The following is a 24,240-nucleotide window of genomic DNA, read 5'->3' as shown; positions in this document are numbered from 1 at the left end:
TTTTTATTTTACCATGAAAATCCAAGAGGTCAAGTCCGAAGGGCGCAGACTGATTGGCTAAGCTTCGGTAAGATATGTTATACTAGCATTGACGTATCTAGCCCTCTATAGACTTTAGCGCAGAGGAGCCGCTGCCCGAATGCGCCACATGAAGGAAAGGGAAAATCGCATACAATGAAAACACCGCTTCACTATCAAATTTCCGAATACGACTGCGGACCGACATCCATGCTCAATGCCATGAGCTTCCTCTTCTCGCGTGAGGAACTGCCGCCCGAGATCCTGCGCAATACGATGCTCTACTGCCTCGACTGTTACGGAAAGGAAGGACACCCTGGCAAGAGCGGCACCTCGTGCATGGCGATGATGTTCCTGTCGAACTGGCTCGACGGCTTCGGCAGGGCAGGTCTGCTCCCCGTATCGAGCCGCTATCTTCGCGGCGAGGAAGTATTCATCGGGGAAGGCAGCCGACTCAACGACGCGCTGTGTCGCAAAGGCGTCGCCGTCGTGCGCCTGTGGTTCGAGGTCGAGCACTATGTGCTCATGACGGGCGTCAAGGATGAGGAAATCCTGCTCTTCGATCCCTATTATCAGGAAGAGCCGTTCAAGGGTGCAGAGTCTTCTGTGCGCATAGATCTGAAGCATCCCCTATGGTACAACCGCCGCGTCCCTTTCTCCTTCTTCAACCGTGAGACGCAGGAGCTGTACGCACTCGGAGAGAAAGATACGCGCGAAGCCGTACTGCTCTTCAACGATACGACGAAGCTCACGGCAGAGAAATCCATCGAATACTTCATCTGAACGATGGATTGACCGCGCAGATCGCATCAAAAAAGCCGCTGCATGTCCGAAAGGTTCATGCAGCGGCTTTCTTTACGGCAAACTGGACACACAAACGTCCACTTCGCGGACAAAAGTACGCCGCCCTTAATGAAAGTTCCGAGAAGCTATGTCATACGGGCGCAGACTTTCATTTTTTCTCCGCCTTCGTCGATGATTTCAGCTGCGCCGCCATCTTCGACGATGATTTCGCCGAAATGTCTACAGAAGACACTTGTTCCTGCAACGGTCTTGCCGCAGGCTGCGGGCGCACTTTCAGTTCAATGCCGGCACGCGGATTCATCTCGCTGCGCCCCTTGAAGATACCGCCGTCCTCGATCTGGAAAGCGTTGACCTTGACATCGCCGATGAGCTGCCCTTCGCTGTGGATCGTCAGTCCCTCTTCCGTCTGCGCGTTGCCGTGTACCGTGCCCGATACGTCAAGCGAGCGCGCAGAGACGTTACCCGTGACCATGCCTGTCTCTCCGACGATTACGGAGCCGGAGAGTTTTAGCTCACCCTCGATCTCCCCGTCGATGCGCAGATTTCCCGTGCCGCTGACCTCGCCATGAATCTTCGTGTTCTTGCCGATGATCGTTTCTATATCGCCTGAGGCGGAACTGTCATCGCGCCTTTTCATCACACCAAACATAGACTCCCCACTTCCTATAAATAGCTTGCCGGATTCACTGTCTCGCCATTGACATGGATCTCATAGTGGACATGCGGCCCCGTCGAAAAACCCGTGCTGCCCATATAGGCGATGACATCACCGCGCTTCACATGCTGTCCCTCGTGCACCAAGACTTCGGACGCATGACCGTAGCGCGTGAGGATGCCGTTGCCATGGTCAATATCGACCATGTTGCCGTAGCCGCCTCCGTTCCAGCCAGCCGTCGTCACGACGCCGTCCGCCGTCGCCACGATGGGCGTCCCCATATCGTTGGCGATGTCGATACCTGGATGAAAGTCTGTGCCGTTCCAACGCCAGCCGAAGGGTGACGATATGTCGCCCGATGTCGGCCAGCCCGAAGGGACATTTCCCGGCACGCTCGTCCGCGCCATCTTATCCTTTTCGGCCGCACGCGCCGCCGCTTCTTCTCGCTGCTTCTCATATCTCGCTTCAAGCTCCGCGAGGTTTTCGCGCCGCTCAGGCAGACCACGCGACATCGCATCGAGCGCACGGCGCACCTGTGAGACTTCCGCCGGCACAGCCGGCCCGCCCTGCCCCGTATGCTTGGCAGGCTCGTCCGCCGCCCCCTCGTCGAGCAGGCGGCGCAGCGTCTTCTCACGCTCTGTGAGCTTTTCCATCTCGCTCTGCAGATTCTGCGCCTCCTTGGCAAGCTCCTTCAGTTCCGCCTGACGGCCTGTCTCAGTGGGCGTCTCCGCCTTCGCGTCCGACGCGCTGCTCCAAAGGCTGTACGACACATAGCCGAATCCCGCCAGTAGAACCACGCCAAGAGCCGCCAGAGCGCACGCCAAAAGCTTCAGCCTCCGAACCGAGAAGCTGTAGCTTCGCACTGTCTCACCCTGGTGCGGGATGACCTTCAGCGTATACTCACGCTCGTCCGGCTTCTTTCCTTTCGTATTCAAGCCATGATCCCCCAACGATTTTGAAGAATGATACCACTTTTCTCATACAGTTATCATTATAGCATAGAAGAAAAGAGAAGATCAAACGTTTTAGGTCGCAATTTGAAGGAGGAATCCGCATGAGCAACATCTATGGTTACATTCGTGTATTTAGCGTGAAGCCCCAAGAGGTCAAGCCGAAGGCGCAGACCGATTGGTCAGGCTTCTGTAAGGGCGTGCGGACATATGTTCAGCGTACCTCCTTGATGATGCCATTGCAGGAAACGGGCGCAAAATAAAACAGGCATAGCCGGTTTTACGAACTGGCTATGCCATATTTTTTTTGCGAAAGCGGTATCCGTAAAGGAAGTTATCAAACGTCCACGGTTTGGACACTGTGCGCTGCCCGTAATGAAATGGGATAAGCAGACATGACGTATAGGTTGCATCCTATGGTATAATAGAGGAAAAATCGTTGATCTGCGATAAAGGAGGCGCCATGAAAATTCTGATTGCCTTGAGAGCAAACGAGCATCATAAGGAACAGCTGCAAAGAAATGCAACAGGGGCGGAGCTTCTTTTCATCCCTGCCGATCAGGTGCGTGAAGAAGACCTCGCCGATGTTGATGCCATCATCGGCAATGTGCCGACGGAGCTTCTGCCTGCAGCGAAGAAATTGCGCTGGTTGCAGCTCAATACGGCAGGAGCAGACACTTACTGCAAAGAAGGCGTGCTCAAGGACGATGTCCTCCTGACGAATGCGACGGGAGCCTATGGCCTTGCCCTTTCCGAGCATCTGCTCGCACAGCTCCTCGCGATGATGAAGAAGCTCTATCCCTACTACGACAACCAGAAGAAGGGAATCTGGCACGATGAAGGGAGCGTCACCTCGATCGAGGACGCGACCGTCTTGATCCTCGGCGCAGGCGACATCGGTCGTGCCTTCGCGCGCCGCGTCAAGGCGCTCGGTGCTTACGTCATCGGCGTGCGCCGCCGCGAGGGAGCAAAGCCCTTCGGCATCGATGAGATGGGCACGATGGAAGAACTCGATTCTCTGCTCGCACGTGCGGATGTCGTCGTATCGGTTCTGCCAGGGACAACGGCGACGAGGGGCATCTTCGACAAAAAGCGCTTTACTGCGATGAAAAAAGGCTCCTACTTCCTGAACATCGGGCGCGGCAACGCCGTCGTCACGGAAGACCTCATCGAAGTGATGAAGGAAGGCCGTCTCGCAGGCGCGGCGCTCGACGTCACAGATCCCGAGCCCCTTCCCGCCGATCACTCGCTCTGGCATACACCGAATATTTATATAACGCCGCATATCTCGGGCGACGATCACCTGAGCGCAACACAGGACAAGATCGTTCAGATCGCTGCGAGAAATCTTGCGGCATTCATGCAGGGCGTACCGCTCGAAAACCTCGTCAATCGCACGACGGGATACAAGGACTGAGGAGGGATACCATGCGTCAATGCATGGACATGGAGAACCTGCACCGCAGGCTCAGAAAGATTCGCGGACAGGTCGAGGCTCTCGACCGCATGGTCGAGGAGGAAATTCCATGCGAGGATCTTCTCTCACAAATCAATGCCGCAAAGGCTGCGCTGCACAAATGCGGTCAGATCGTGCTCGAAGGCCACATCCAACACTGCGTGAAAGACGGCATCGCCCACGGCGATGCGGAAAAGACGGTCGAGAGCTTCACCAAGGCGGTCGAGCGCTTCGCCAATATGGGATGAGACTTTGTGAACGTCAGCTGCACCCTGTGGGCTTGATTTGCGGAACGTTTTCATATACGACTTTGGCATACGGATTAAAACGAATACCGAAAGCGCCCGGCTAATTCTACTTCTTCTCGCCAAATTGCGCGAGAGCTTCGGAGAAGTCCTCAACGAGTTCGACCGCGCCCGTGTATTCGCCGTTCTCGTCGTAGATGGCGAGATAGCGCACGCCGACAGGCTTGCCCTTGATATAGCGATAGATCTCCATGCGATCGCGCTTCTTCGCCTTGAAATCGGCGACGAGCTGCTCGATGATCGGCACGATGTTGGCGGGATGGCAGTTGTAGACCTTGCTGCCCAAAGCGATGCGCGGGCGCGCGAAGACCTGCCCGGGATTCGAGAAGAAGCGCAGCATCTCGTCCTTGTCGATGTAGGTGATGTCGACGGGCAGGAGGTTCAAGATGGCTTCCAGCTCCTTGCAGCCGATTTCGCCCGTCGATAGCCGCACCTTGCCCGAGGCGATCATCTTGCGCTCTTTCGCTTCTGCCTCCGCAACATAGGCATCGCCCGCCGCCCATTTCGGTGCATCCTTGATGAATGCGATGCCGAATTCCGGCATGTCGCGGTAAATCATGAGCCAATCTTCTTCAGAGAAGAAGCGCAGCGTCAGCGGGAAGAGGATCTTCTCTTCCTTGTAGATCATGTCACGGATGCGCTGGAAAAAGGCCGAATAACGCTCCTCTTCGCCCGAGATCCCATCGCCGAACGACTTCATGAGTGCGCGAAGCTCCGCCTTGATCTCGTCATCGACACCCCACATGACGCCCGAAGGACCCGTCACGCCGTAGCGGTAGAGAAGTGTCATGAGCAGCGATTCCTTCTTGCCGTAGTGCGAGTAGATCGCGTGCAGTTCGCCGAGACCGCGGCTCAAGCCGGAGACATCGTTCGCCTCCAAGGCGGTTTTCAGGCGATCAAGGAGTTCGGACAGCCCCTTGTTTTCGAGATTTAACACCGTAAGCGGATGCCCGTCGGGCAGATCCTGCACCTCGGGTGCGGCGTCCGCAGCGGGCGCTGTGCCGCCAATATGCCCGTGGAAGAGTGCCGAGTGCACGTCGCAGAGCTTCTGCACCTCGTGAATCGGCGTACCGCCTTCGATGAGCTGCTGCTCGGCAGCGGAGATCTCCTCGGCCGAAACGCTCGCGAAGCCTTTGATGAAATCTTTGCGTACCGTCTCCAGAGACTCGCCCGCCGAAAGGCGCTGCAGGAAACCCTTGAGCACAGCCGCGCGTTCCGTCGCCTCTCCGTCCACCGCGCCTGCCGTCGCAGCTGCATGGGTGCAGCCGCAGCCGCCTTCGCCGTGCACATGGGGCTGCGCCTCGTGCGTACCGCAAGAGCTGCACGCATGCGCCGCAGCAGCTTCATCCTGCTTGATCGTGAAACCGCGTGCCTCCAGCTCGCGCACGACGTCTTCCAACTTCATTCCTTTGATCGCCACACCCTTGGGCACGGTCATGACGCGCCCCATGACGTTCAAGACCATCGGATTCGTAATCTCCTTGAAGCCGATCTCTGCCATTGCCTGCTGAAACTCCGGAAACTCCTCGACAAGTTCCGCCACCGTTTTATTTAAGTCCAATTCCTTTTTCATATCGATCTCTCCTGTTCCAAATCTGAATGCGTTTCTCATTGCTGTCATTATAACAAATACAGATTGCGCTTGTCGTCATATTTGTTACGGGTTTTGGAGAGACCGAATTTGCAATGCGGTTGCTTCTTGGCGTATTTCGACGAGACGTCGATCTTTTCCGAAGATGAGCCAGATGTCATTGCCAGCGAATTGACTCCCTTGAGAAACCAAGATAAGCATGACGCACATCATACCGCCATACCGCTCGAAAGGACACTTCATGAGACTCATCTATCGTCTGCATCGCTGGATCAGTGCCGTATGTGCGTTCTTCTTCCTGCTGCTCGTCTTGACGGGACTGCCGCTGCTCTTCAACGGCGATATCGCGCGCTGGAATGCGCTTGAAAAACGGCCTGCCTTCGGCGAGACATCCTCTCGTATGCTTTGGGCAGAAGCGGTAAGGGGCTTGGAGCGGATCGAGCGCGAGAATCCCGGGCGCAGGGTGCAGTCGATTTCCGCCTATCCCGAGCGCGGGCTTCTCGTCTATCGGTTTTCGCACACCGGCGGCGGATATGGCGTGTCTGCGCTCGCCTACGCGCCGCAGCAGGACACGCTTGTGCCTTGGCGGAGCGGCGGCGTCAAATCGCCCGCGCTCGCTGCCTTCATGGGCTGGATGCATCACCTGCATCTGCGTCTCGCCATGGGGCAGGGCGGCATGATCTTCCTCGGCATCATGTGCTTCTTGAGCTTCCTCTCGCTCTTGGGCGGGGTGCTTCTCTATCCGTCCTTCATGAAGCGGCGGCTTTTCGGCGGTATGCGAGGTGGCACGTCAGCGGGCAGTTTTTTCGACTGGCACATCTTCCTCGGCATCATCACGGCAGTCTGGGCGGCGCTCTTGACCTTGAGCGGAATCGCCATCGTCTTCGGCATGCTCGGCTACAGCAGCTATGCCGAGGATGTGATAGCAAGTGTGCCGCAGAGGGAAAGTGCGCCGCCCGCCATAACCTTCGCTGAGATGATTGCTTATGCAAAGGAGCATTTTCCCGCCCAGGAGATTCTCTACCTCGACGCTGCCGAAGGATCAACCCCCGCCGCATTGACGCTGGCGGATGCCGAGAGACCGCAGATGTTTCGCGGGCAGGACGTCTACCTGCTGCGCACGGCGGGCGGCGAGATCGAGAACTTCACGAAGCCCTTGCCGCGCTGGCTCGTCTTTTGTGATGCCGTGCGCGATCTGCACCTGCACAATCATTCGACGATGTTCCTGAAGATCATCTGGGCGGTTCTCGATCTGCTTTGCGCCGCCGTCATCGTCACGGGCTTTTGCGGCTGGCTGCAGAGAAGCCGCCGCAAAAAGGAGAGACCGCCCGTGCTCGCGCCCCATCCGGCGGCGAAGGCTGTGCCGTGGAAGGCGCCTGCGCTCTTCGTCGCGCTCTCCCTCGTCGCCATGGCCGCGCCGCTTGGCGATACGCTTGCGGGCAATATCGTGGGATCTGCCGCGTGGCTCGCGTTCTTCGTCAGCGCTTTCGTGCTATGGCGGCGCGGCAAGCGGTAAAAAGAAAATGGCAGCTTCGTCCATGCGGTGAGGTTGCTATTTTTTATTCGGAACAACAGCTGTGTGCCTATGCCAATCTTTTTCTAAAAAATCGCTTGACAAACTTTCTCGACCTCGCTATAATGGCCATAACGATTAAATAATCACTTAATCATTAAGGAGGAACTCCCATGAAAAAGAGCTACAAGATCGAAGTCGAGTGCGCGAACTGCGCTCAGATGATGGAAGACGCAACGAAGAAGATCGAGGGCGTAAAGGACGCAACGGTGAACTTCATGGCGCTGAAGATGAAGGTCGAATTCGCCGACGGCAGCGAGCCGGCTGAAGTCATGCCGCGCGTCTTAGAGGCCTGCCGCAAGATCGAAAGCGACTGCAATATTGAATTCTGAGCCGTCCAAGAGGCAAGTCCGAAGGACGCAGACGATTGGGAAACGGCTCGAATGCGAAAACGTCCCAAGAACGCGAGCTGCAAGCGAAGCGTGATTGGTTGACGTTGACCGCCCAGAGTAGGATTCAACATCACGTCGCCAGAAAGCAGGTATTTTCGTGAACAAGAAACAAAAAAGAAATCTCATCCGCATCCTTCTGGCGGCCGCCTTGATGATCGTCTTGAGCCAGCTGCCCGTGGCGGGTCTGCCGCGCTTCTTCCTCTACGTCGTGCCGTACCTCATCGTCGGCTATGACATCATCATCAAGGCAGCGAAGGGCGTATGGAATCGTCGTCCGCTCGACGAAAATCTCCTGATGTCGATCGCGACCATCGGCGCGATGGGGCTTGCTCTCTACGAGGATGGCGACTATGTGGAAGGCATCGCCGTCATGCTCTTCTACCAGGTCGGCGAATGGTTTCAAAGCTATGCCGTCGGCAGAAGTCGCAGAAACATTGGCGAGCTCATGGACATCCGCCCCGACTACGCGAATGTGGAAGAGGATGGAAAGCTTATACGCCGTGACCCCGACGAAATCGAAATCGGCACGGAGATCGTCGTGCAGCCGGGCGAGAAGATCCCCATTGACGGCATCATCACGGATGGCGCATCGACGCTCAATACGAGCGCACTGACGGGCGAGAGCCTGCCGCGCGACGTAGAGAAGGGGCACGCCGTCTTCAGCGGCTGCATCAATCTCACGGGCGTCTTGAAGATTCGTACGACGAAGGAGTTCGACGAATCGACCGCCTCGAAGATTTTGGAACTTGTCGAGGATGCCAGCGCGCGCAAGTCGCGTTCGGAGACGTTCATCGCACGTTTTGCGCGCGTCTATACGCCGATCGTCGTCGCGGCCGCCATCCTCCTCGCCATCGTGCCGCCCGTCGTGTGCCTCGCCGCGCTCGATGCCGCGCCCGACTGGGGTACATGGATTTACCGCGCCCTGATCTTCCTCGTCATGAGTTGCCCATGCGCACTCGTCGTCAGCGTTCCCCTGAGCTTCTTCGCGGGCATCGGCGGTGCGAGCCGCGAGGGCGTGCTCGTCAAGGGCGCGAACTACCTCGAAATGCTCGCCGAGGTCGACACCGTCGTCTTCGACAAAACGGGTACTTTGACCCGTGGCGTCTTCGAGGTCAACGCCGTGCATCACAGCACGATGGATGACAAAAAGCTTCTGGAGCTTGCCGCGCTCGCCGAGAGCGCTTCGTCGCATCCCATCAGCCGCAGCCTGCAGCAGGCTTACGGCAAGGAGATTGATCGCTCGCGCGTCACGGACATCGCGGAGATCGGCGGTCTCGGCGTGACGGCGAAGGTCGACGGTATCGAAGTGGCCGCCGGCAATGGCAAGCTCATGGAGCGTCTCGGAATTGAGTACCGCCCGTGTCACCACCCGGGCACAATCGTGCAGATGGCGGTCGCAGGCAAGTACGCCGGACACATCGTCATCTCCGATGCGCTCAAACCGACGTCGGAGGCGGCGATCAAAAGTCTGCATGAAGCGGGCGTGAAGCGCGCCGTCATGCTCACAGGCGACGCGCATGCCGCCGCTGAGAAGGTCGCGGCGGAACTCGGCATAGACGAGGTCAAGAGCGAGCTTCTGCCTGCCGACAAAGTGCAGGAGGTCGAGCGCCTGCTCGCGGGGAAAACGGCGAAGAAGCTCGCTTTCGTCGGCGACGGCATCAACGACGCGCCCGTCCTCAGCCGCGCCGACATCGGCATCGCCATGGGCGCGATGGGCTCTGACGCTGCCATCGAGGCCGCCGACGTCGTATTGATGGACGACGATCCGCTGAAGCTGCCGAAGGCGATCCGCATCGCGAGAAAGTGTATGGCGATCGTGCATCAGAACATCGTCTTCGCCATCGGCATAAAGCTCCTGTGCCTCGTGCTCGGCGCCGTCGGCATCGCCAACATGTGGTTCGCCATCTTCGCTGACGTCGGCGTCATGGTTCTCGCCGTCTTGAACGCGCTGCGCGCTCTCTTCGTGCGCAAGATGTAAGCCGTGAGTATCGGGCGATCGGAACGAGAATCATTCATATTAAACAAATAGGGATTGACGGTATTTGCCGCCGGTGTTATGATACAGGAAAGTCCGTATCTACAAACTATTCTATGAGGAGGAATTGTCATGGAATTGAAAGGTTCACAGACCGAAAAGAATCTTTGGGCGGCATTTGCCGGTGAGTCACAGGCCTATACGAAGTACGGTTACTATGCATCGCGTGCGAAGAAGGACGGCTTCGAGCAGATTTCGGCGCTTTTCACGGAGACTTCGGGCAACGAGAAGGAGCATGCGAAGATCTGGTTCAAGCTCGTCGCGGGCATCGGCACGACGGCGGAGAACCTTGAGGCAGCCGCTGACGGCGAGCACGAGGAATGGACGTCGATGTATCCCGAGTTTGCCAAGGTCGCAAGGGAAGAGGGCTTCACGAAGATCGCAAATCTCTTCGAGGCCGTCGCAAAGATCGAGAAGGAGCACGAGGAGCGCTATCGCCTCTTGCTCGCAAACGTCAAGGATGAGAAGGTCTTCAAGAAGGACGAGAAGATCATCTGGCAGTGCCGCAACTGCGGCTACGTCTGCGAATCGCCGCAGGCACCGCAGGTCTGTCCTGTCTGCGCCCATCCGCAGGCATATTTTGAACAGCTCAAGAAGAATTATTGATTCAGCGCGTCCTGCAAAAGGAAACGGGGCTGCTGCACGTCCATTTCGTGCAGCAGCCCCGTTTTTTAGCTGTATGATCGCGCGCCGACTATAGCCGCGTGCTGAAGTTTGCCACATAGCCGAGCTGGGCGGCGTGGTCGTGGAAGAAGTCGAACATCGTCGTGAACATGTCGCGGTTCTCCTTCTTCATGGCGTTCGTCATGATCTTCAACGCGCCCTTCGCGCCTTCGTCGTGCAGGATGCCAGGTGGGTCGAGGAGCGTCATATCGCCATGCTTCTGCTCCGTACGGAAAGCATGCTTCTCGATCGTTTCCTTCCAGCCTGCAAGCGTCAGCGGCTCGACGTGGACGTTGATCGCCTTGGAAAGCCCGGCCATAAGCTCGTGCTGCACCTTCGGGTCTTCCTCGCGGAAGACGACGTCGTGCGTCAGAAGAACGCCGCCGGGCTTCAGGACGCGCGAATACTCCTTGAGTGCGCGCTCCTTGTCCTCACCGATGAGCATCGTGAGCATCGCCTCGTTGATGACGACATCGAAGCTCGCATCCTCGAAGGGAAGCGCGAAAGCGCTGCCGTTGACGACGGAGAGCTTGTCTTCGAGCTTCTTTTTCTTGATATTTTCACGCGCTTTTTCGAGCGCCGCCTCATCAAGGTCTATGCCGACGACTTCGCAGCCGTACCGCTCGGCGACGAGGATCATCGTCGTCCCCATGTTGCACGCAACTTCAAGAACTTTGCACGACGGCTCGATCTTCGCCTTCTCCAAGAGCCAGTTCGTCGCGTCGATGCCGCCCGGGCGCAGCTTCGTCTTCCCCATTCTCGCCAAAAAGGTATGTCCTGTTTCACGCATGATCGTCATCTCCTTTATATAATAGGCAGTTATCTCTATTAATTCTCATTATAGTAAGGAAAAGACAAAAAGTCAACAGTTTTCCTATTGAATTTATATGATTTTTACATCTGTGCCGAAAGCGCGGCGCAGAAGCTGTCCGTTTTTTACGACAGGACTCAAGCGCGTGCAGCAGCCGTTCTTTCTTGCTATAATAAACACAGCGTTTTCTCAAGACGAGAGAATGGTGTGCGATACAGGGAGGAGTACCCCACAATGAAACCATACGAAAAGTACATGTTGATCAGCGACCTTGACGGTACAATCGTGCCTCATGGGAAGGCGATTTCTGCGGCGAATGCGGAGGCGTTTCGCGCTTTTGTCGCGGGCGGCGGCCTTTTTGGCATTGCGACGGGGCGCACGCCCGAGGCGGCAGGCGGCTATGTCCGCGGACTGCCGATCACGGCGCCGAGCATCTTCTTCAACGGTTCCATGCTCTACGACTGGCAGGCGCGGAAGGTTCTCGCGCAAAGAAATTTGCAGGGCGCAGAAGACTCGCCCAATATCTGGCCGCGCTTCGCCGCCGAGTGCTTGAAGATGTTTCCGCAGGCGTGCGTCGAGGTCTATACGGAAGAAGCCTGCTGCATCGTCAGCCCTGAAGAGAACGACGATCCACGGCTCGTTCGGGAGTTCTATCGCTGCCGGCATATACCTCTTGCCGACGTTTCCGACATGCGGCGGACGCCGTGGCTCAAGCTCCTCGTCTGCGATGCGCCGCCCGCGCTGCACCGTGTGGAGCGTCTTGCGAAGAATTTCGGCACAGCGAGACTCAGCCACCATTTCTACTCCGAGGCCAATTATTATGAGTTCGTTGCCCAAGGCGTATCAAAGGGAGCCATGATCGAAGAGATTCGAGGACTTCCCATCTGCCAAGGAAGGCGCATCATCGCCCTCGGCGACTACTTGAACGACCGGGAGATGATCGAGCTTGCCGACATCGGGATCGCCTCGGGCAACGCGCATGAGAGTATCAAGCAGGCCGCCGACTTCACGGGCTGCCGGGCGGAAGATGATCTCGTCGTCTGGCTGCTCGCACATTTCGCCGAAATCACGGCGCAAAAAAGCGCGGATTGATGCGCCGGCATCCTTCCGCCCTCCTGCGATCCGCGCCGCTCGTCTTTGCACAGGTCGTGCGGCAAAACTGCCGCATCATGCAAAAATCCCTGCCGTCAATCGAGCGGCAGGGATTTCTCTTCAAGGGTGAACTTTGAGAGTAAAGGCGAAGGGCAGCAGTTCTTCTTTGGTCACGACGCGGCGCTTTCCCGCGAGGTTGGCGAGAATGATGCGCTCGACGGAGAATTCGGCGATGACCTGGCGGCACGCGCCGCACGGCGAGCACGGCAGCTCGCCGTCTGCGACGACGGCGAGTGCCGCAAAGCGCTGGACGCCCGCAGCGACGGCGCTGAAGATGGCGGTGCGCTCGGCGCAGTTCGTCAGACCGTAAGAGGCGTTTTCGATGTTGCAGCCCAAGAAGACGCGCCCGTCGGGCGCGAGCGCCGCCGCGCCGACGGCAAAGCCCGAATACGGCACATAGGCATGGGCGCGCGCTTTCTTGGCAAGCTCGATGAGAGATTCATCGTCCATCTGCGCCGCCCTCCTTCTCTTCACGTCTTGCCATGGCGGCGCGGATCTCAGCGAGGAGCGCGTCGCTCATGACGTCTTTTGCCTCTTCCTCGTGCGCCCTTTCGGCGTGGCCGAAGCTTTCCTTCGTGACGCGCGCGAAGATGCGCGGGCGCTTCTCGGGCGGCTCGGCTGCGATCTCAAGGGCGCGGGTATAGCAAGCGGCTGCGGGTGCGAGCCGGCTTTCATCGTTCGTGCAGAGCACGGCGAGCGCCTCTCCTGCTTCGATGGCTTCGCCCGTCTTTTTCAAGATGCGGATGCCTGCCGCATGGTCGATGCGGCTTTCTTTCGTCTCGCGCCCCGCGCCAAGCATACAGGCGGCCTGGCCGATCTTTTCGGCGTCCATGTGCGTGATATAGCCGGCCCTCTCGGCGAGAATTTCCAAGTGAAACGCCGCCTGCGGCAGTTTTCTTGGATCGGCGAGGCAGGAAGCGTCACCGCCCTGCGCCTCGACCATGGCGGCAAAGGTGCGAAAGGCGCTGCCGTCCTCGATGGCCTTCTCTGCAAGCCTTTGGCACTCGGCGAAGTCGCCGCGCCCGATGAGGCGCAGCATGTCGGCGGCGAGCGCGAGGCTGACCTCCCTGAGGTCGGCGGGGCCTCTGCCCTTGAGCACTTCCATGGCTTCGGCGACTTCGAGCGCGTTGCCGACGGCAGATCCCAAGGGCACGTCCATGTCGGTAATGACGGCGGAGGTCTTTCTTCCCGCACCCTCGCCGATGGCGACCATGGCACGCGCGAGCGCGAGCGCGTCGTCGAGCGTCTTCATGAAGGCGCCGCTGCCCGTCTTGACATCGAGCACGATCGCCGCGCTGCCCGCCGCGAGTTTCTTGCTCATGATAGAGGCGGCGATGAGCGGAATGGAGTCGACCGTCGCCGTGACGTCGCGCAGCGCATAGAGCTTCTTGTCGGCGGGTGCAAGCTCGCCCGACTGCCCGATGAGGGAAAGCCCCGTCTTTTCTATAACGGCGAAAAAGTCTTCGCGCGAGAGCGTCGTCTGAAAGCCCGGAATGGATTCGAGCTTGTCGACGGTGCCGCCCGTGTGGCCGAGACCGCGCCCGCTCATCTTGGCGATGCGCCCGCCCGCCGCCGCGACGATGGGGCAGGCGATGAGCGTCGTCTTGTCGCCGACGCCGCCCGTCGAGTGCTTGTCGACCGTGGAGCTGCCAAAGGCCGAGAGGTCGACCTCGTCGCCCGAGGCCGCCATGGCGAGCGTTAAGTCGCGCATCTCCTCTTCCGTCATGGAGCGAAAGCAGATCGCCATGAGCATCGCCGCCATCTGATAGTCGGGAATCTCACCTTTCGTGAATCCCTCGACCATGGCGCGGATCTCGCTTGCAGCAAGCGGCTCGCCGCGCTTCTTCTTCGTGATGAGATCATACATGCGCATGGAGATTCCTCCCAGAAACTAGAAAGAGAACGGCACGAGGCCGGAGAGCCAGCCCATGAAGCGCATCGTCCAGCCGAACCACATCATGACGCCGAGCACGACGAGCGAGACGCCCGCGACCTTCTGCACGGCAGGCAGGAAGCGATAGAGCGTGCGCACGCGCTTTTCGAGTCGCTGCCAGAGGAGCGCGAGCACGAAGAACGGCAGGGCGAAGCCGAGCACGTAGAAGCCGAGCAGCCAAAGCCCCTCGACGACGGTCGCGCGGCTTCCCGCATAGATGAAAATCGCCGCGAGGATCGGCCCCGTGCACGGCGTCCAGCCGACGGTAAACGACATGCCCAGAAGGAAAGAGCCGACGACACCCTCCGATGGGCGATGCAGGAACGGCCGCCACTCGCGATAGAGGAAGCGCGGGCTGATGAGTCCCGAGAGGAACAGTCCCAAGAGCGCGAGCATGACGGCCCCCGCCTTTTCCAAAAGCGCGAGATGACCCACGAGAAACTGCCCGAGCACCGTCGCCGTCGCGCCGAGCGCGAGAAAGACGACGGCGAAGCCTGCGAGAAAGGCCGCGACGTTGCGAAAGAGCGCACGCCCTGCCGCAGCGGGCGGCGCCGAAACACCTGCCGCGCCGCTTGAGGCCGTTGCGCCGCTTGAGGCCGTTGCGCCATTTGAAGCCGCCGCGCTGCTCGATCCCGCGAGGATCAGCACGAAGGTCGGCAGCATCGGCAGCACGCACGGCGAGACGAAGGAGACGACGCCGGCGAGAAACGCCGCGCCGAAGGAGATTGCTTCCAAGAGAAAACCTCCTACTTCGCCGCGCGCGTGAGTGCCGTTTCCAGCTCCGCCGCCGTCGTTCCGCCGATCTTCTTCAGCAGGATCTTGCCATCCCGGTCGATGACGTAGGTCGTCGGAATGGCGCGAACCTTGTAGGTATCCGCCGCCTCTCCCTTGAGGTCGAGGAGCACGGGCATCGTGTAGCCGTTGTCCTTGAGGAACTTGTCGACCGTGTCCTTCGGCTCCTGCAGGTTGACGGCGTAGAATGTGACCTCGCCTTCATGCTTCTTGGCGAACTCGTTGAGCTCGGGCATCTCGGCGCGGCACGGCGGGCACCATGTCGCCCAGAAGTTGATGACGTAGAGCTTCTTGTCCATGGCGGCGTTGATCGCGACCTCCGAGCCGTCGAATGATGTCGCCTTGAAAGGCGGCGCCGTCCCTTCCACGCCCTCTGCATCCATCGCCTGCTCCGCCTTGGCTTCCGCCGACTTGCCCGATTCCTCCGCCTGCAGGCCGCAGCCCGTCATAAGAAAGAGCGCGAGAAGAGCGCCGATCAGACCTTGCATCGTTCGTCTTGTTTTCAAAGTGAATTCCTCCTTTGTGATTCCATAGGCTCACAGTCCCGAGACAGGACTCTTCTCAGCGACCTACGTCGCGCCGATGTTTCCATTTCTCTCCATAACGTTTATAGTACTATTCTACGGAGGAACGTTCTCAAGGTCAAGGCGAAAAAGATGAGAATAGGAGATTTCATATACTTTTCATGTACTCGTATGCTACAATAGATTTAGGGGAATTCGTCCCGTAAGAAAGAACGTGTCTGCAAAAGAAAAAGGAGCAATACCATGGCAGAGAAAGCAAAAGTTTATTTCACCGATTTCCGCACGGACGTCGGCACGAGCCTGACGAAGAAGCTGCAGCGTCTGTGTCTTACGGCGGGCCTCAAGACGATCGAGCTTGAGGGCCGCTTCGTCGCCATCAAGATGCACTTCGGCGAACTCGGCAACCTTGCGTTCCTGCGCCCGCAGTACGCGAAAGCCGTCGCCGACCTCGTGAAGGAGGAAAAGGGCATTCCTTTCCTGACGGACTGCAACACGCTCTATCCGGGCAGCCGCCGCCATGCGCCCGAGCATCTCGACTGCGCGAACATCAACGGCTTCAACCCGACGACGACGGGCTGTCAGATCATCATCGGCGACGGTCTGCGCGGCACGGACGAGCTGGAAGTGCCGATCAAGAACGCCCGCGTGTTGAAGACGGCGAAGATCGGCCGCGCCGTCATGGACGCCGACGTCTTCATCAGCCTCACGCACTTCAAGGGGCACGAGCAGACGGGTTTCGGCGGCGCGATCAAGAACATCGGCATGGGCTGCGGCAGCCGCGCGGGCAAGATGGAGCAGCATTCGTCGGGCAAGGTCGGCGTCCACGAGGAGCTTTGCCGCGGCTGTCGTCGCTGCGCGAAGGAATGCGGCTCGGATGCGATTTCCTACGTTGAGAACAAGGCGGTCGTTGACAAGGAGCTTTGCAAGGGCTGCGGTCGCTGCATCGGCTCGTGCACGTTCAACGCGCTCTACAACGAGGTCTGGGACGCCGCCGACATCCTCGACCGCCGCATGGCGGAATACGCGCAGGCCGTCTGTCAGGACCGCCCGTGCTTCCACATCAGCATCGCGCGTGACATCTCGCCGAACTGCGACTGTCACGGCGAAAATGACGCGCCGATCCTGCCCGACATCGGCATGTTCGCCTCGTTCGATCCCATCGCGCTCGACCAAGCGTGCGTCGACATGGCGCTGAAAGCGCAGCCGATCCGCAACAGCAAGCTCGGCGACCACCTCGCCAAGCCCGATTGGCATCATCATCACGACCATTTCCTCGACTCGAATCCCAACGTCTGTTGGGAAGAAACGCTCGTGCACGGCGAGAAGATCGGTCTCGGTACGCGCGACTACGAGCTCATCACACTGAAATGATTTGCACCGCCGCGCCGAATGCGTTAAAATAAGGCAAAGGGTGCAAAAAGCCAAGGGAAGCCCGTGCAAATTCGCACGGCGGCGGCTCCCTTGGCTTTTTTTGTGCATACATCTCAAGAGGAGGAGTTTCCTTGCGCATTGTCATAGTCGGTGCGGGAAAGCTCGGCTACAGCATCGCCGAGCTGCTCGCGAACGAGGAGTTCGATGTCGTACTCGTCGATCAGGACGAGACGCGGCTCGAAGCGGCGAAGAACACGCTCGACGTGCTGACGGTCACGGCGAACGGCGCCAGCCCCATCACGATGAACGATCCCGACATCCGCTCGGCGGACATCCTCATCGCCGTGACGGCGGGCGACGAGGTCAACATGATCGCGTGCATCCTCGCGAAGAAGCACGGCATCACGCACACGGTCGCACGCATCCGCGACATGCAGTTCCTTTCGGAAGCGAAGGAATACCTGAAGGAGAACTTCGACATTGACCTCATGCTGAATCCCGAACTGATCACGGCGCGCGAGGTCTATCGCATCCTCATGACGCCCGCCGCGCTCGACGTCGAGGACTTCGCAAGCGGCAAGGTGCGCCTCTTCGAGACGAAGGTGACGCGCCACTCGCCCCTGGCAAACATCCCGCTGAAGGATCTCGAAATGCCCAAGGCGATCCTCGCGGGCATGATCTTCCGCGACCACCGCATGATCATCCCGCATGGCGACGACTGCCTGCTGCCGCACGACAACGCGTATTTCATCGGCGATCCCGCCGAAATCGAGAAGTTCAGCGAGACCTTCGTACATCGCGACGCGAGGAAGCTTGAACACGTCATGATTATCGGCGCGGGGCGCACGGGGCGCTTCCTTGCCAAGATGCTCGACGATGCGGACGTCGCCGTGAAGATCATTGATACCAATCGTGAGCGCAGCCGGCTTGCGGCAGAAGCACTCGAAAACGGCCTTGCCATCTGCGGCGACGGCACGGACATCGATCTTTTGACGGAAGAGGGCGTCGCCGACGCCGACGCCGTCGTCTGCCTGACGGAGGACGACAAGCTAAACCTCATGCTCGCGCTCCTCGCCAAGCATTTGGGCGCGAAAAAGACGGTCGTGCGCGTCGCGCGAGGCGAATACGTCGATCTCATGGAAAAGGTCGGCGTCGACATCGTCCTGCCGACGCGCCTCTTGTCCGCCTCGGAAGTCCTCGCTTTCGCGCGGCGCGGCGGCGTCGTTTCGGTATCACTCCTTGAGGGCGCAAAGGCGGAGGCGGTCGAGGTCATCGTGCAGGAAGGCGCACCTGTCGCGGGCATTCCTCTGATGGATGCGCGGCTGCCGCGTGAATGCCTTGTCTGCGCCTATGTACGCGGCGACGAGGCCGTGATACCAAACGGCACTTCGGTTCTTCTGCCTGGAGACCGAACCATTCTCTTCATCCAGACGCGCTTCGCGCAGAAGGTCATGAAGTATTTCAAGGGCAAGGATTGATATGGACGCACGCATCGTTTCTTTCCTGCTCGGGCGCATGGCGTTTCTGGAAGGCGCGGCTCTCTTTCTCGCCTTCGGCCTCGCGATCTTTTGGGAGGATGAGCACCCGCTTGCCTTCGGTATGCCCGCGGCGCTCTCCTTCGTCCTCTGGCGCGTCTTCTCGCACCTCTCCAAGGGGCATCGCCACACGATCGGCGTCACGGACGGAGCGGTTTTCCTCTTCGCTGCATGGCTTTTAAACTCGCTTCTGGGGGCGCTGCCCTTTTTCCTCACGGGCGAACTTTCCGCCGCCGACTCCTTCTTCGCGAGCGTCGCGGCGTTTACGACGACGGCGCTCCTCTTCACGCCGACGGGACTCGAAAGCTCCCTTGGCTTCTGGCAGATCTTCCAAGGATGGATCGGCGGCATGTACTTCCTGTGCCTCCTCGTCACGATCATGCCGCAGGTCGGCGGCTGCTTCGGTCTGACACTCTCGGTGCAGCAGGGCACGAACTTCAGCCCTCTTCTGCGGCGCATGAATGCGGCGGCACGCAAGATGGCGCTCCTCTACGCCTGCTTGACGCTCCTCGCGCTCGGGCTCTTCCTGCTCGCGGGCGAAAGCTTCCTGTCGAGCGCCTTGCTCGCCTTGACTTCCATATCGACGACGGGACTCGACCCGCGCGGCCTCGTGCTGCGGGGAAGCGGCATCACGACGGAACTCGCGGCGGAGGCCGCGATGCTGCTCGCGGGCGTGAACTTCCTCTTGTGGCAGCGGGCGGCGGCGCGGCGCGACGTGCGCACGCTCTTTGCCGACGCGGAACTGCGCTTCTTCCTCCTCGTCGTATGCGCGGGCGGCGCGGCGCTCGCCTGCTATCTCGCCGTCGTCGGCGTCTACGATGTCGAGCACAGCCTTCGCATGGGCTTCTTCCACGCCATCTCGTTCGCGACGACGACGGGCTTTGCCGCTGCGCCGCTCGCCTCCTGGCCTACCTTTCCTCATGCCGTGCTGCTGCTTCTCGCCACGCTCGGCTCTTCGGTCGGCGCGGTCGGCGGCGGCTTCAAGGCGATGCGCCTGCTCGTGCTCATCAAGATGGCAAAGGCGGAAGTCCTGCGCACGATTCACCCGCGCATGATCGTCAACGTCAAGATCGACGGCAAATCCGTGCCGCACAAGCTGCACGGCAGGATCTTGAGCTTCTTCTTCCTCTATGTCGTCGTGCTGATTCTCGCGACGCTCGGCCTCGCGCTCGCGCACATCGACACCCTGCCCGCCATGGGCTTCGCCGTCGGCTGTCTGTCGGGCACGGGCACCGTCGTGACTCTCCTCTACGGCGGCAAGGACTTCCTGCTCCTGCCCGGCTGGGTCAAGGTCTTCGCAGGCTTCTTGATGATCCTCGGGCGGTTGGAAATCTTCTCCTTCTTGATCCTGCTGCGTGCAGGAATCGATCGGCTGCACAGGCGGCAGTGGTGACGCTAAGCAATATTTCACGAGATGCACTCATATACATCGGGCGAAAAGATTTGGCTGTGCAGCGGGTTTTTATATGAAAAGATTTAGCTATTTGCTTGGATTTTATCTAAAAAGATTTAGCTAAATGACGGGATTTCTGTCGAAAACATTTGGCTAGATGCTGAAATTGTGCTAGAATGGATTTGCTTGGATTCCTTCAAGGACGCCACGCGATCTCTGTAAAGCAGAAAATTGAATGCAGACATCAGGAGACCGACACATGTTTCGACGAAAGATCTATTCCAAACTGGCACGATGGAAAAACGAGCAGCGCGGCTCTTCCGCCCTGCTGATCGAGGGACAAAGGCGCGTAGGAAAATCTACGATCGTAGAAGAATTCGCGCGGCGTGAATACAGAAGCTATATCCGACTGGATTTTTCCCGCTGTTCGAGGGAGACGCATGACCTGTTCAACGATGTTTCTGATTTGGACTATATTTTTCTGCAGCTGCAGCTGCAGAGCAGCGTACAGCTCTTTCCACGGGACTCCGTCATCATTTTTGATGAAGTGCAGCTTTGTCCGCGGGCACGCCAAGCCATCAAGGCATTGGTACACGATCACAGGTATGACTATATCGAAACGGGATCGCTCATTTCCATTCGCAAGAATGTCAAGGACATCTTGATTCCGAGCGAAGAATATCGCCTCTATATGTATCCGATGGATTTCGAGGAATTCCTCTGGGCATTTGACGATGAAGCGACGGTGCCCCTGCTGCGCCAGATGTACGAGAAAAAAAGAGCGGTGGGAAGCGCTGCCCACCGCAAGCTCATGCGAACTTTCCGCCTCTACATGCTGATCGGCGGTATGCCGCAGGCGGTGTCGGCATACCTTTCAGCCAAAAATTTTGTCGATGTCGATCGAATCAAGCGTGCAATCGTAGAGCTTTATGAAGCCGATTTTCATAAGATCGACGGTACGGGACGCTTATCGCGATTGTTTGCGGACATTCCTACGCAGCTGCACAGACGCGCCTCACGCTATTCGATGGCGGGCGCTCTCGGACGGAATCGAACGCAGGGCGGAGCGCGGCTGATTGCCGAACTTGTAGATTCCCGCGCCGTTTTGGCAGCATATCATGTGAACGAGCCGAGCGCCGGCCTGTCCTTATCGAAAGACCCCAGGCGATTCAAACTCTACTTGTCCGACACGGGACTCTTTACGACCCTCGCTTTTCGTGATCAAGAATTTACCGACAATATCATATATCAGAAGCTTTTGAGCGATCGTCTGCCGGCAAATCTCGGCTATCTCTATGAAAACATCGTTGCCCAGACCCTCGCTGCCAACGGCAGACAACTCTATTACCATACATTTCCCAATGAGAAGAAGACCAATCTGTACGAGATTGATTTCCTTGTGCCGCGAAAGAACAAGATCTGCCCATTGGAGGTCAAATCTTCCGGCTACAAACGCCATGCTTCTCTCGATGCCTTTTCCGAGCGATATTCGCAGCATATCGACGAGAAATATCTAATCTATACGAAAGATTTGCAGCGAGAGCATGATGTCCTTTGCCTGCCGGTCTATATGGCGCAGTTCCTCTAGGACGCCTCACTCGAACGCGCGTGCCAGAGCCTCAAGACCCTTCGTGAGCGTCGCCTGCGGGCAGGCGATGTTGATGCGCTGGAAACCTGCGCCGCTCTTGCCGAAAATCGCGCCGTCGTCGAGCCAGAGGCGGGCCTCGTCGATGATCTTTCGCTCGAGCGCCTTCGCTTCAAGGCCGTAGGCACGAAAATCGAGCCATAAGAGGTAGGTGCCCTCCGGCTCGACAAGCTGCACCTTGGGCAGACGTTCGGCGAGGAAGCGCTTCGTGTGCGCGATATTCTGCTCAAGGTAGGCGAGAAGCGCATCGAGCCACGCGCCGCCCTCGCTGTATGCCGCCTGTGCGGCAAGAAGTCCGAAGATGTTCGGTTCGTCATAGCCTGTGCTGTAGACTTCCTTGCGGAAGGTACGGCGCAGGCTTTTTTCCGTGATGAAAATGTTCGAAAGCTGCAGCCCTGCGAGGTTGAACGTCTTGCTCGGCGCGGTGCAGGTGATCGTCCGCGCCGCAGTCTCGGGCGAGAGCGAGGCAAAAGGCGTGTGCTTGTGGCCGGGGCGCACGAAGTCGGCATGAATCTCGTCAGCGACGACGAGAACATCGTGCGCGAGGCAACTCGCGGCAAGACGCTCCAATTCTTCGCGCCGCCAGACGCGCCCGACGGGGTTGTGCGGGCTGCAGAGAATCAAAAGCTTCACCTTGTGCTCGCGAATCTTCTGCTCGATGTCGTCAAAGTCCATACGGTATGCACCGTCCTCGAAGAGCAGCGTGCTCGTGACGAGCTTGCGCCCATTACCCTCGACGACGCTGAAAAACGGATAGTAGACGGGTTCGGTTATGAGAATGGTATCATTCGGCGCAGTAAATGCACGCACCGCCATGGAGAGCGCGAAGACGACGCCCGGCGTCATGACGAGGGAATCCCTGCCCGGATTCCAGCCATGGCGCGTGCTGAACCATTGTTCGAGCGCCCTATAGTACTCCTCCTTCGGACGCGAATAGCCGAAGATACCGTGCTCGGCGCGTCGGCGAATGGTATCACGCACCGCCTGCGGCGCACGAAAGTCCATGTCGGCGACCCAGAATGGCAAAACGTCCTCGGGATAGCCGCGCTCGACGGCGAAGTCGTATTTGAGGCTGTTCGTATGGCGGCGCTCGATGATTTCATCAAAGTCGAAATGGTTCATGGAAGAAGTCTCCTTTCGTATGCTTTGGGTATGTGGCTGCAGCCATGCGTTCCTCGTGACCGAGGAGGTAGAGGAAGGCGAAGGCAGGGATGCGCAGCAAGGAAGCACCGGATTTCACCTTCTGTATGCCGCAGTCCGTAAGGTTTTTCGTGAGGACGAAGGAGGCCGCGGCCTCTGCCGCCAATTCGCTGATGGCGTCATCGTCCGAAATGACGGCATTTTCGCGGTACTTGACCTCGATAAGGATGTTGGCGAGGCGCGGACGCTCGACGACGATGTCGATTTCCTTATTTTTTCGGCCGCCGCGGAAATAGCCGACCGATGTCGCCTTTTGGTAATAGAAGGCCGCTGTATGCTTGTAGACGGTGGTTTCTACGATCTTTCCCATCTGCACGGGATCAGTCAGAATGGCGTCGTCCATGAGAACGGCATTCCGTATGGCGGCGTCGGCAATATAGATCTTGGGCTGCGCCTTTAAGATTTTTTTCCCTGCCATCTCGACAGGCCAACTCTGATAGATGAGGTTGCCGCTTTCAAGATAGCGAATGTAGTTTTCGACCGTGGGGCGCGAAACTCCGTTCAATTCCTTGGCAATCGCCTCTACGGAAACAATCTCGGAGGATACGTTGCATAGATAGAGAAAGATCCGTTCCAATTCAGTGGCGTTGCGTATATTGTAGAGTGCGGGCAGATCGCGCTTCAAGACCTTGTCGACGACATCTTCGCGCAGAATCTGCTGCGCCAGCATATCGTTATCTGCAAGCGCAAGCTCAGGAAATCCTCCGACTCGCAGATAACGGATGAAGTGCTTGTGCACATCCGCGAGCAACAAGAGAAACATCTGTCGCTCCTGCTGCTCCAAGGAAAACAAGGTCGACAGCTTCAAATCGGGAGCAAGATCTGGCAAAGAAACCTGCAGAAGAGCGCAATATTCGTAGAAGGAGAGTGTCGGAACGGAGATGATGGACCAGCGCCCCGTGCCGCTTTCCTCGCTGCCGCGCACGATGGCGGGACTTGCCGATCCCGTGGCGACGATGTGCGAATCCGGCTGCATGTCATAGAGTGTTTTGAGCCACCTGTCCCAATCCGAAGCGTACTGGATCTCGTCAAAGAAATAGTAGACATCGTGTCCCGCATAGATCATCTCATGGTAGCAGTCCAAAATCGCCTGAAACGCGCTGAGTTTCAGCATGGGATGATCGAGCGAGATGAAGACGATTTTCTGCGGTGCGACGCCCTGTGCGAGAAGCGCCTCAATCATTTGATATTGTATCGTCGTCTTGCCGACTCGCCGCGCTCCCGTCAAGACGACAGTGCGCCGCAGGGTCGTCTCCGACAAACGCCGCATCGCATCATAAAAGGCAAAGCGTCTGTAACTTTTCGACATGCCTCGCGCAATCATTCCCGTTTTCCACCATGGATTGTACGCTGTGAGGACTTTGCATATTGCCTCCTGACTGATCAAAGGCATCAAGATCACCTTCTTTCAAGGTGATTATAGCACAAACTTTCATTTTTAA

General features: G+C 58.3%; 24 protein-coding genes. 14 read left to right on the top strand and 10 right to left on the bottom strand.

The window, feature by feature from the left end:
* The first annotated feature begins 174 nt into the window (after nucleotides 1-174).
* Nucleotides 175-801: a hypothetical protein gene (locus HMPREF1153_RS04650; RefSeq protein ID WP_009645783.1), complete on the top strand. Its 627-nt coding sequence runs from the start codon at nucleotides 175-177 to the stop codon at nucleotides 799-801.
* Nucleotides 802-970: 169 nt separating this feature from the next.
* Here HMPREF1153_RS04650 and HMPREF1153_RS04645 read toward each other — a convergent pair whose 3' ends face one another.
* Nucleotides 971-1,471, bottom strand: coding sequence for a bactofilin family protein (locus HMPREF1153_RS04645; RefSeq protein WP_009645812.1), 501 nt, complete (start codon nucleotides 1,469-1,471; stop codon nucleotides 971-973).
* 14 nt (nucleotides 1,472-1,485) lie between these two features.
* Complete coding sequence (locus tag HMPREF1153_RS04640) at nucleotides 1,486-2,412, bottom strand: M23 family metallopeptidase (protein WP_009645835.1); 927 nt, start codon at nucleotides 2,410-2,412, stop codon at nucleotides 1,486-1,488.
* Nucleotides 2,413-2,531: 119 nt separating this feature from the next.
* On the opposite strand from HMPREF1153_RS04640, the gene HMPREF1153_RS12680 reads away from it, so the two are divergent.
* From HMPREF1153_RS12680 to HMPREF1153_RS04630, 3 genes are all read left to right on the top strand, one after another.
* Nucleotides 2,532-2,690 carry a hypothetical protein gene (locus HMPREF1153_RS12680; RefSeq protein ID WP_009645805.1) on the top strand — a complete coding sequence of 53 codons (159 nt, stop codon included), beginning with the start codon at nucleotides 2,532-2,534 and terminating at the stop codon, nucleotides 2,688-2,690.
* A gap of 200 nt (nucleotides 2,691-2,890) precedes the next feature.
* Nucleotides 2,891-3,844, top strand: a complete 954-nt coding sequence (locus HMPREF1153_RS04635) for a D-2-hydroxyacid dehydrogenase (protein WP_009645886.1) — start codon at nucleotides 2,891-2,893, stop codon at nucleotides 3,842-3,844.
* 11 nt (nucleotides 3,845-3,855) lie between these two features.
* Nucleotides 3,856-4,131: a metal-sensing transcriptional repressor gene (locus HMPREF1153_RS04630; RefSeq protein WP_009645791.1), complete on the top strand. Its 276-nt coding sequence runs from the start codon at nucleotides 3,856-3,858 to the stop codon at nucleotides 4,129-4,131.
* Between the two features lie 106 nt (nucleotides 4,132-4,237).
* Here the strand turns inward: HMPREF1153_RS04630 and HMPREF1153_RS04625 are convergent, their stop codons facing one another.
* Nucleotides 4,238-5,761, bottom strand: coding sequence for a DUF438 domain-containing protein (locus HMPREF1153_RS04625; RefSeq protein WP_009645857.1), 1,524 nt, complete (start codon nucleotides 5,759-5,761; stop codon nucleotides 4,238-4,240).
* A gap of 259 nt (nucleotides 5,762-6,020) precedes the next feature.
* On the opposite strand from HMPREF1153_RS04625, the gene HMPREF1153_RS04620 reads away from it, so the two are divergent.
* From HMPREF1153_RS04620 to rbr, 4 genes are all read left to right on the top strand, one after another.
* Nucleotides 6,021-7,295 carry a PepSY-associated TM helix domain-containing protein gene (locus tag HMPREF1153_RS04620; protein WP_037369861.1) on the top strand — a complete coding sequence of 425 codons (1,275 nt, stop codon included), beginning with the start codon at nucleotides 6,021-6,023 and terminating at the stop codon, nucleotides 7,293-7,295.
* A 170-nt stretch (nucleotides 7,296-7,465) separates the two neighbouring features.
* Nucleotides 7,466-7,684: a cation transporter gene (locus HMPREF1153_RS04615; RefSeq protein ID WP_006193255.1), complete on the top strand. Its 219-nt coding sequence runs from the start codon at nucleotides 7,466-7,468 to the stop codon at nucleotides 7,682-7,684.
* Between the two features lie 157 nt (nucleotides 7,685-7,841).
* Nucleotides 7,842-9,722: a heavy metal translocating P-type ATPase gene (locus tag HMPREF1153_RS04610; protein WP_009645738.1), complete on the top strand. Its 1,881-nt coding sequence runs from the start codon at nucleotides 7,842-7,844 to the stop codon at nucleotides 9,720-9,722.
* Between the two features lie 129 nt (nucleotides 9,723-9,851).
* Nucleotides 9,852-10,385 (top strand): rubrerythrin, encoded by a 534-nt coding sequence (gene rbr / locus HMPREF1153_RS04605; protein WP_006192533.1) that lies wholly within the window; start codon nucleotides 9,852-9,854, stop codon nucleotides 10,383-10,385.
* 88 nt (nucleotides 10,386-10,473) lie between these two features.
* On the opposite strand, the gene HMPREF1153_RS04600 is transcribed toward rbr, so the two are convergent.
* Entirely contained in the window at nucleotides 10,474-11,232 is a 759-nt protein-coding gene (locus tag HMPREF1153_RS04600) for a class I SAM-dependent methyltransferase (protein ID WP_009645874.1), read from the bottom strand.
* Between the two features lie 255 nt (nucleotides 11,233-11,487).
* Between HMPREF1153_RS04600 and HMPREF1153_RS04595 the strand changes: the two genes are divergently transcribed.
* Both HMPREF1153_RS04595 and HMPREF1153_RS12895 read left to right on the top strand, forming a co-directional pair.
* Nucleotides 11,488-12,345 carry an HAD-IIB family hydrolase gene (locus tag HMPREF1153_RS04595; protein ID WP_009645823.1) on the top strand — a complete coding sequence of 286 codons (858 nt, stop codon included), beginning with the start codon at nucleotides 11,488-11,490 and terminating at the stop codon, nucleotides 12,343-12,345.
* Complete coding sequence (locus HMPREF1153_RS12895) at nucleotides 12,342-12,482, top strand: hypothetical protein (protein WP_232208191.1); 141 nt, start codon at nucleotides 12,342-12,344, stop codon at nucleotides 12,480-12,482. The genes HMPREF1153_RS04595 and HMPREF1153_RS12895 overlap by 4 nt, the downstream gene beginning before the upstream one ends.
* Here the strand turns inward: HMPREF1153_RS12895 and HMPREF1153_RS04590 are convergent.
* From HMPREF1153_RS04590 to HMPREF1153_RS04575, 4 genes are read right to left on the bottom strand one after another with little or no spacing between them, the layout of a single operon-like run.
* Complete coding sequence (locus HMPREF1153_RS04590) at nucleotides 12,466-12,855, bottom strand: cytidine deaminase (protein WP_009645864.1); 390 nt, start codon at nucleotides 12,853-12,855, stop codon at nucleotides 12,466-12,468. The two genes, HMPREF1153_RS12895 and HMPREF1153_RS04590, sit on opposite strands and share 17 nt — an antisense overlap.
* Nucleotides 12,845-14,278, bottom strand: a complete 1,434-nt coding sequence (locus HMPREF1153_RS04585; RefSeq protein ID WP_009645866.1) for a thymidine phosphorylase — start codon at nucleotides 14,276-14,278, stop codon at nucleotides 12,845-12,847. The genes HMPREF1153_RS04590 and HMPREF1153_RS04585 overlap by 11 nt, the downstream gene beginning before the upstream one ends.
* Before the next feature lie 18 nt (nucleotides 14,279-14,296).
* Nucleotides 14,297-15,073 (bottom strand): cytochrome c biogenesis CcdA family protein, encoded by a 777-nt coding sequence (locus HMPREF1153_RS04580; protein WP_009645794.1) that lies wholly within the window; start codon nucleotides 15,071-15,073, stop codon nucleotides 14,297-14,299.
* Nucleotides 15,074-15,084: 11 nt separating this feature from the next.
* Complete coding sequence (locus tag HMPREF1153_RS04575) at nucleotides 15,085-15,636, bottom strand: TlpA family protein disulfide reductase (protein WP_009645869.1); 552 nt, start codon at nucleotides 15,634-15,636, stop codon at nucleotides 15,085-15,087.
* A 261-nt stretch (nucleotides 15,637-15,897) separates the two neighbouring features.
* On the opposite strand from HMPREF1153_RS04575, the gene HMPREF1153_RS04570 reads away from it, so the two are divergent.
* The 4 genes from HMPREF1153_RS04570 to HMPREF1153_RS04555 all read left to right on the top strand — a co-directional run bounded on the left by HMPREF1153_RS04570 (nucleotide 15,898) and on the right by HMPREF1153_RS04555 (nucleotide 21,541).
* Complete coding sequence (locus HMPREF1153_RS04570) at nucleotides 15,898-17,025, top strand: DUF362 domain-containing protein (protein WP_009645799.1); 1,128 nt, start codon at nucleotides 15,898-15,900, stop codon at nucleotides 17,023-17,025.
* Between the two features lie 131 nt (nucleotides 17,026-17,156).
* Entirely contained in the window at nucleotides 17,157-18,503 is a 1,347-nt protein-coding gene (trkA, locus tag HMPREF1153_RS04565) for a Trk system potassium transporter TrkA (RefSeq protein ID WP_009645872.1), read from the top strand.
* A gap of 1 nt (nucleotide 18,504) precedes the next feature.
* Nucleotides 18,505-19,953, top strand: coding sequence for a potassium transporter TrkG (locus HMPREF1153_RS04560; RefSeq protein ID WP_009645786.1), 1,449 nt, complete (start codon nucleotides 18,505-18,507; stop codon nucleotides 19,951-19,953).
* A 259-nt stretch (nucleotides 19,954-20,212) separates the two neighbouring features.
* Nucleotides 20,213-21,541 carry an ATP-binding protein gene (locus HMPREF1153_RS04555; RefSeq protein WP_009645849.1) on the top strand — a complete coding sequence of 443 codons (1,329 nt, stop codon included), beginning with the start codon at nucleotides 20,213-20,215 and terminating at the stop codon, nucleotides 21,539-21,541.
* 6 nt (nucleotides 21,542-21,547) lie between these two features.
* Here the strand turns inward: HMPREF1153_RS04555 and HMPREF1153_RS04550 are convergent, their stop codons facing one another.
* On the bottom strand, nucleotides 21,548-22,720 hold the full coding sequence (locus HMPREF1153_RS04550) for a MalY/PatB family protein (RefSeq protein WP_009645764.1): 1,173 nt from the start codon (nucleotides 22,718-22,720) through the stop codon (nucleotides 21,548-21,550).
* Nucleotides 22,701-24,107: an ATP-binding protein gene (locus tag HMPREF1153_RS04545; protein ID WP_232208189.1), complete on the bottom strand. Its 1,407-nt coding sequence runs from the start codon at nucleotides 24,105-24,107 to the stop codon at nucleotides 22,701-22,703. The genes HMPREF1153_RS04550 and HMPREF1153_RS04545 overlap by 20 nt, the downstream gene beginning before the upstream one ends.
* Between the last annotated feature and the right edge of the window lie 133 nt (nucleotides 24,108-24,240).

Source organism: Selenomonas sp. CM52 (assembly GCF_000292955.1).
Classification (GTDB): domain Bacteria; phylum Bacillota; class Negativicutes; order Selenomonadales; family Selenomonadaceae; genus Selenomonas.
The sequence above is the reverse complement of the archived record's forward strand: the minus strand, read 5'-3'. Positions and strand labels throughout refer to the sequence as shown.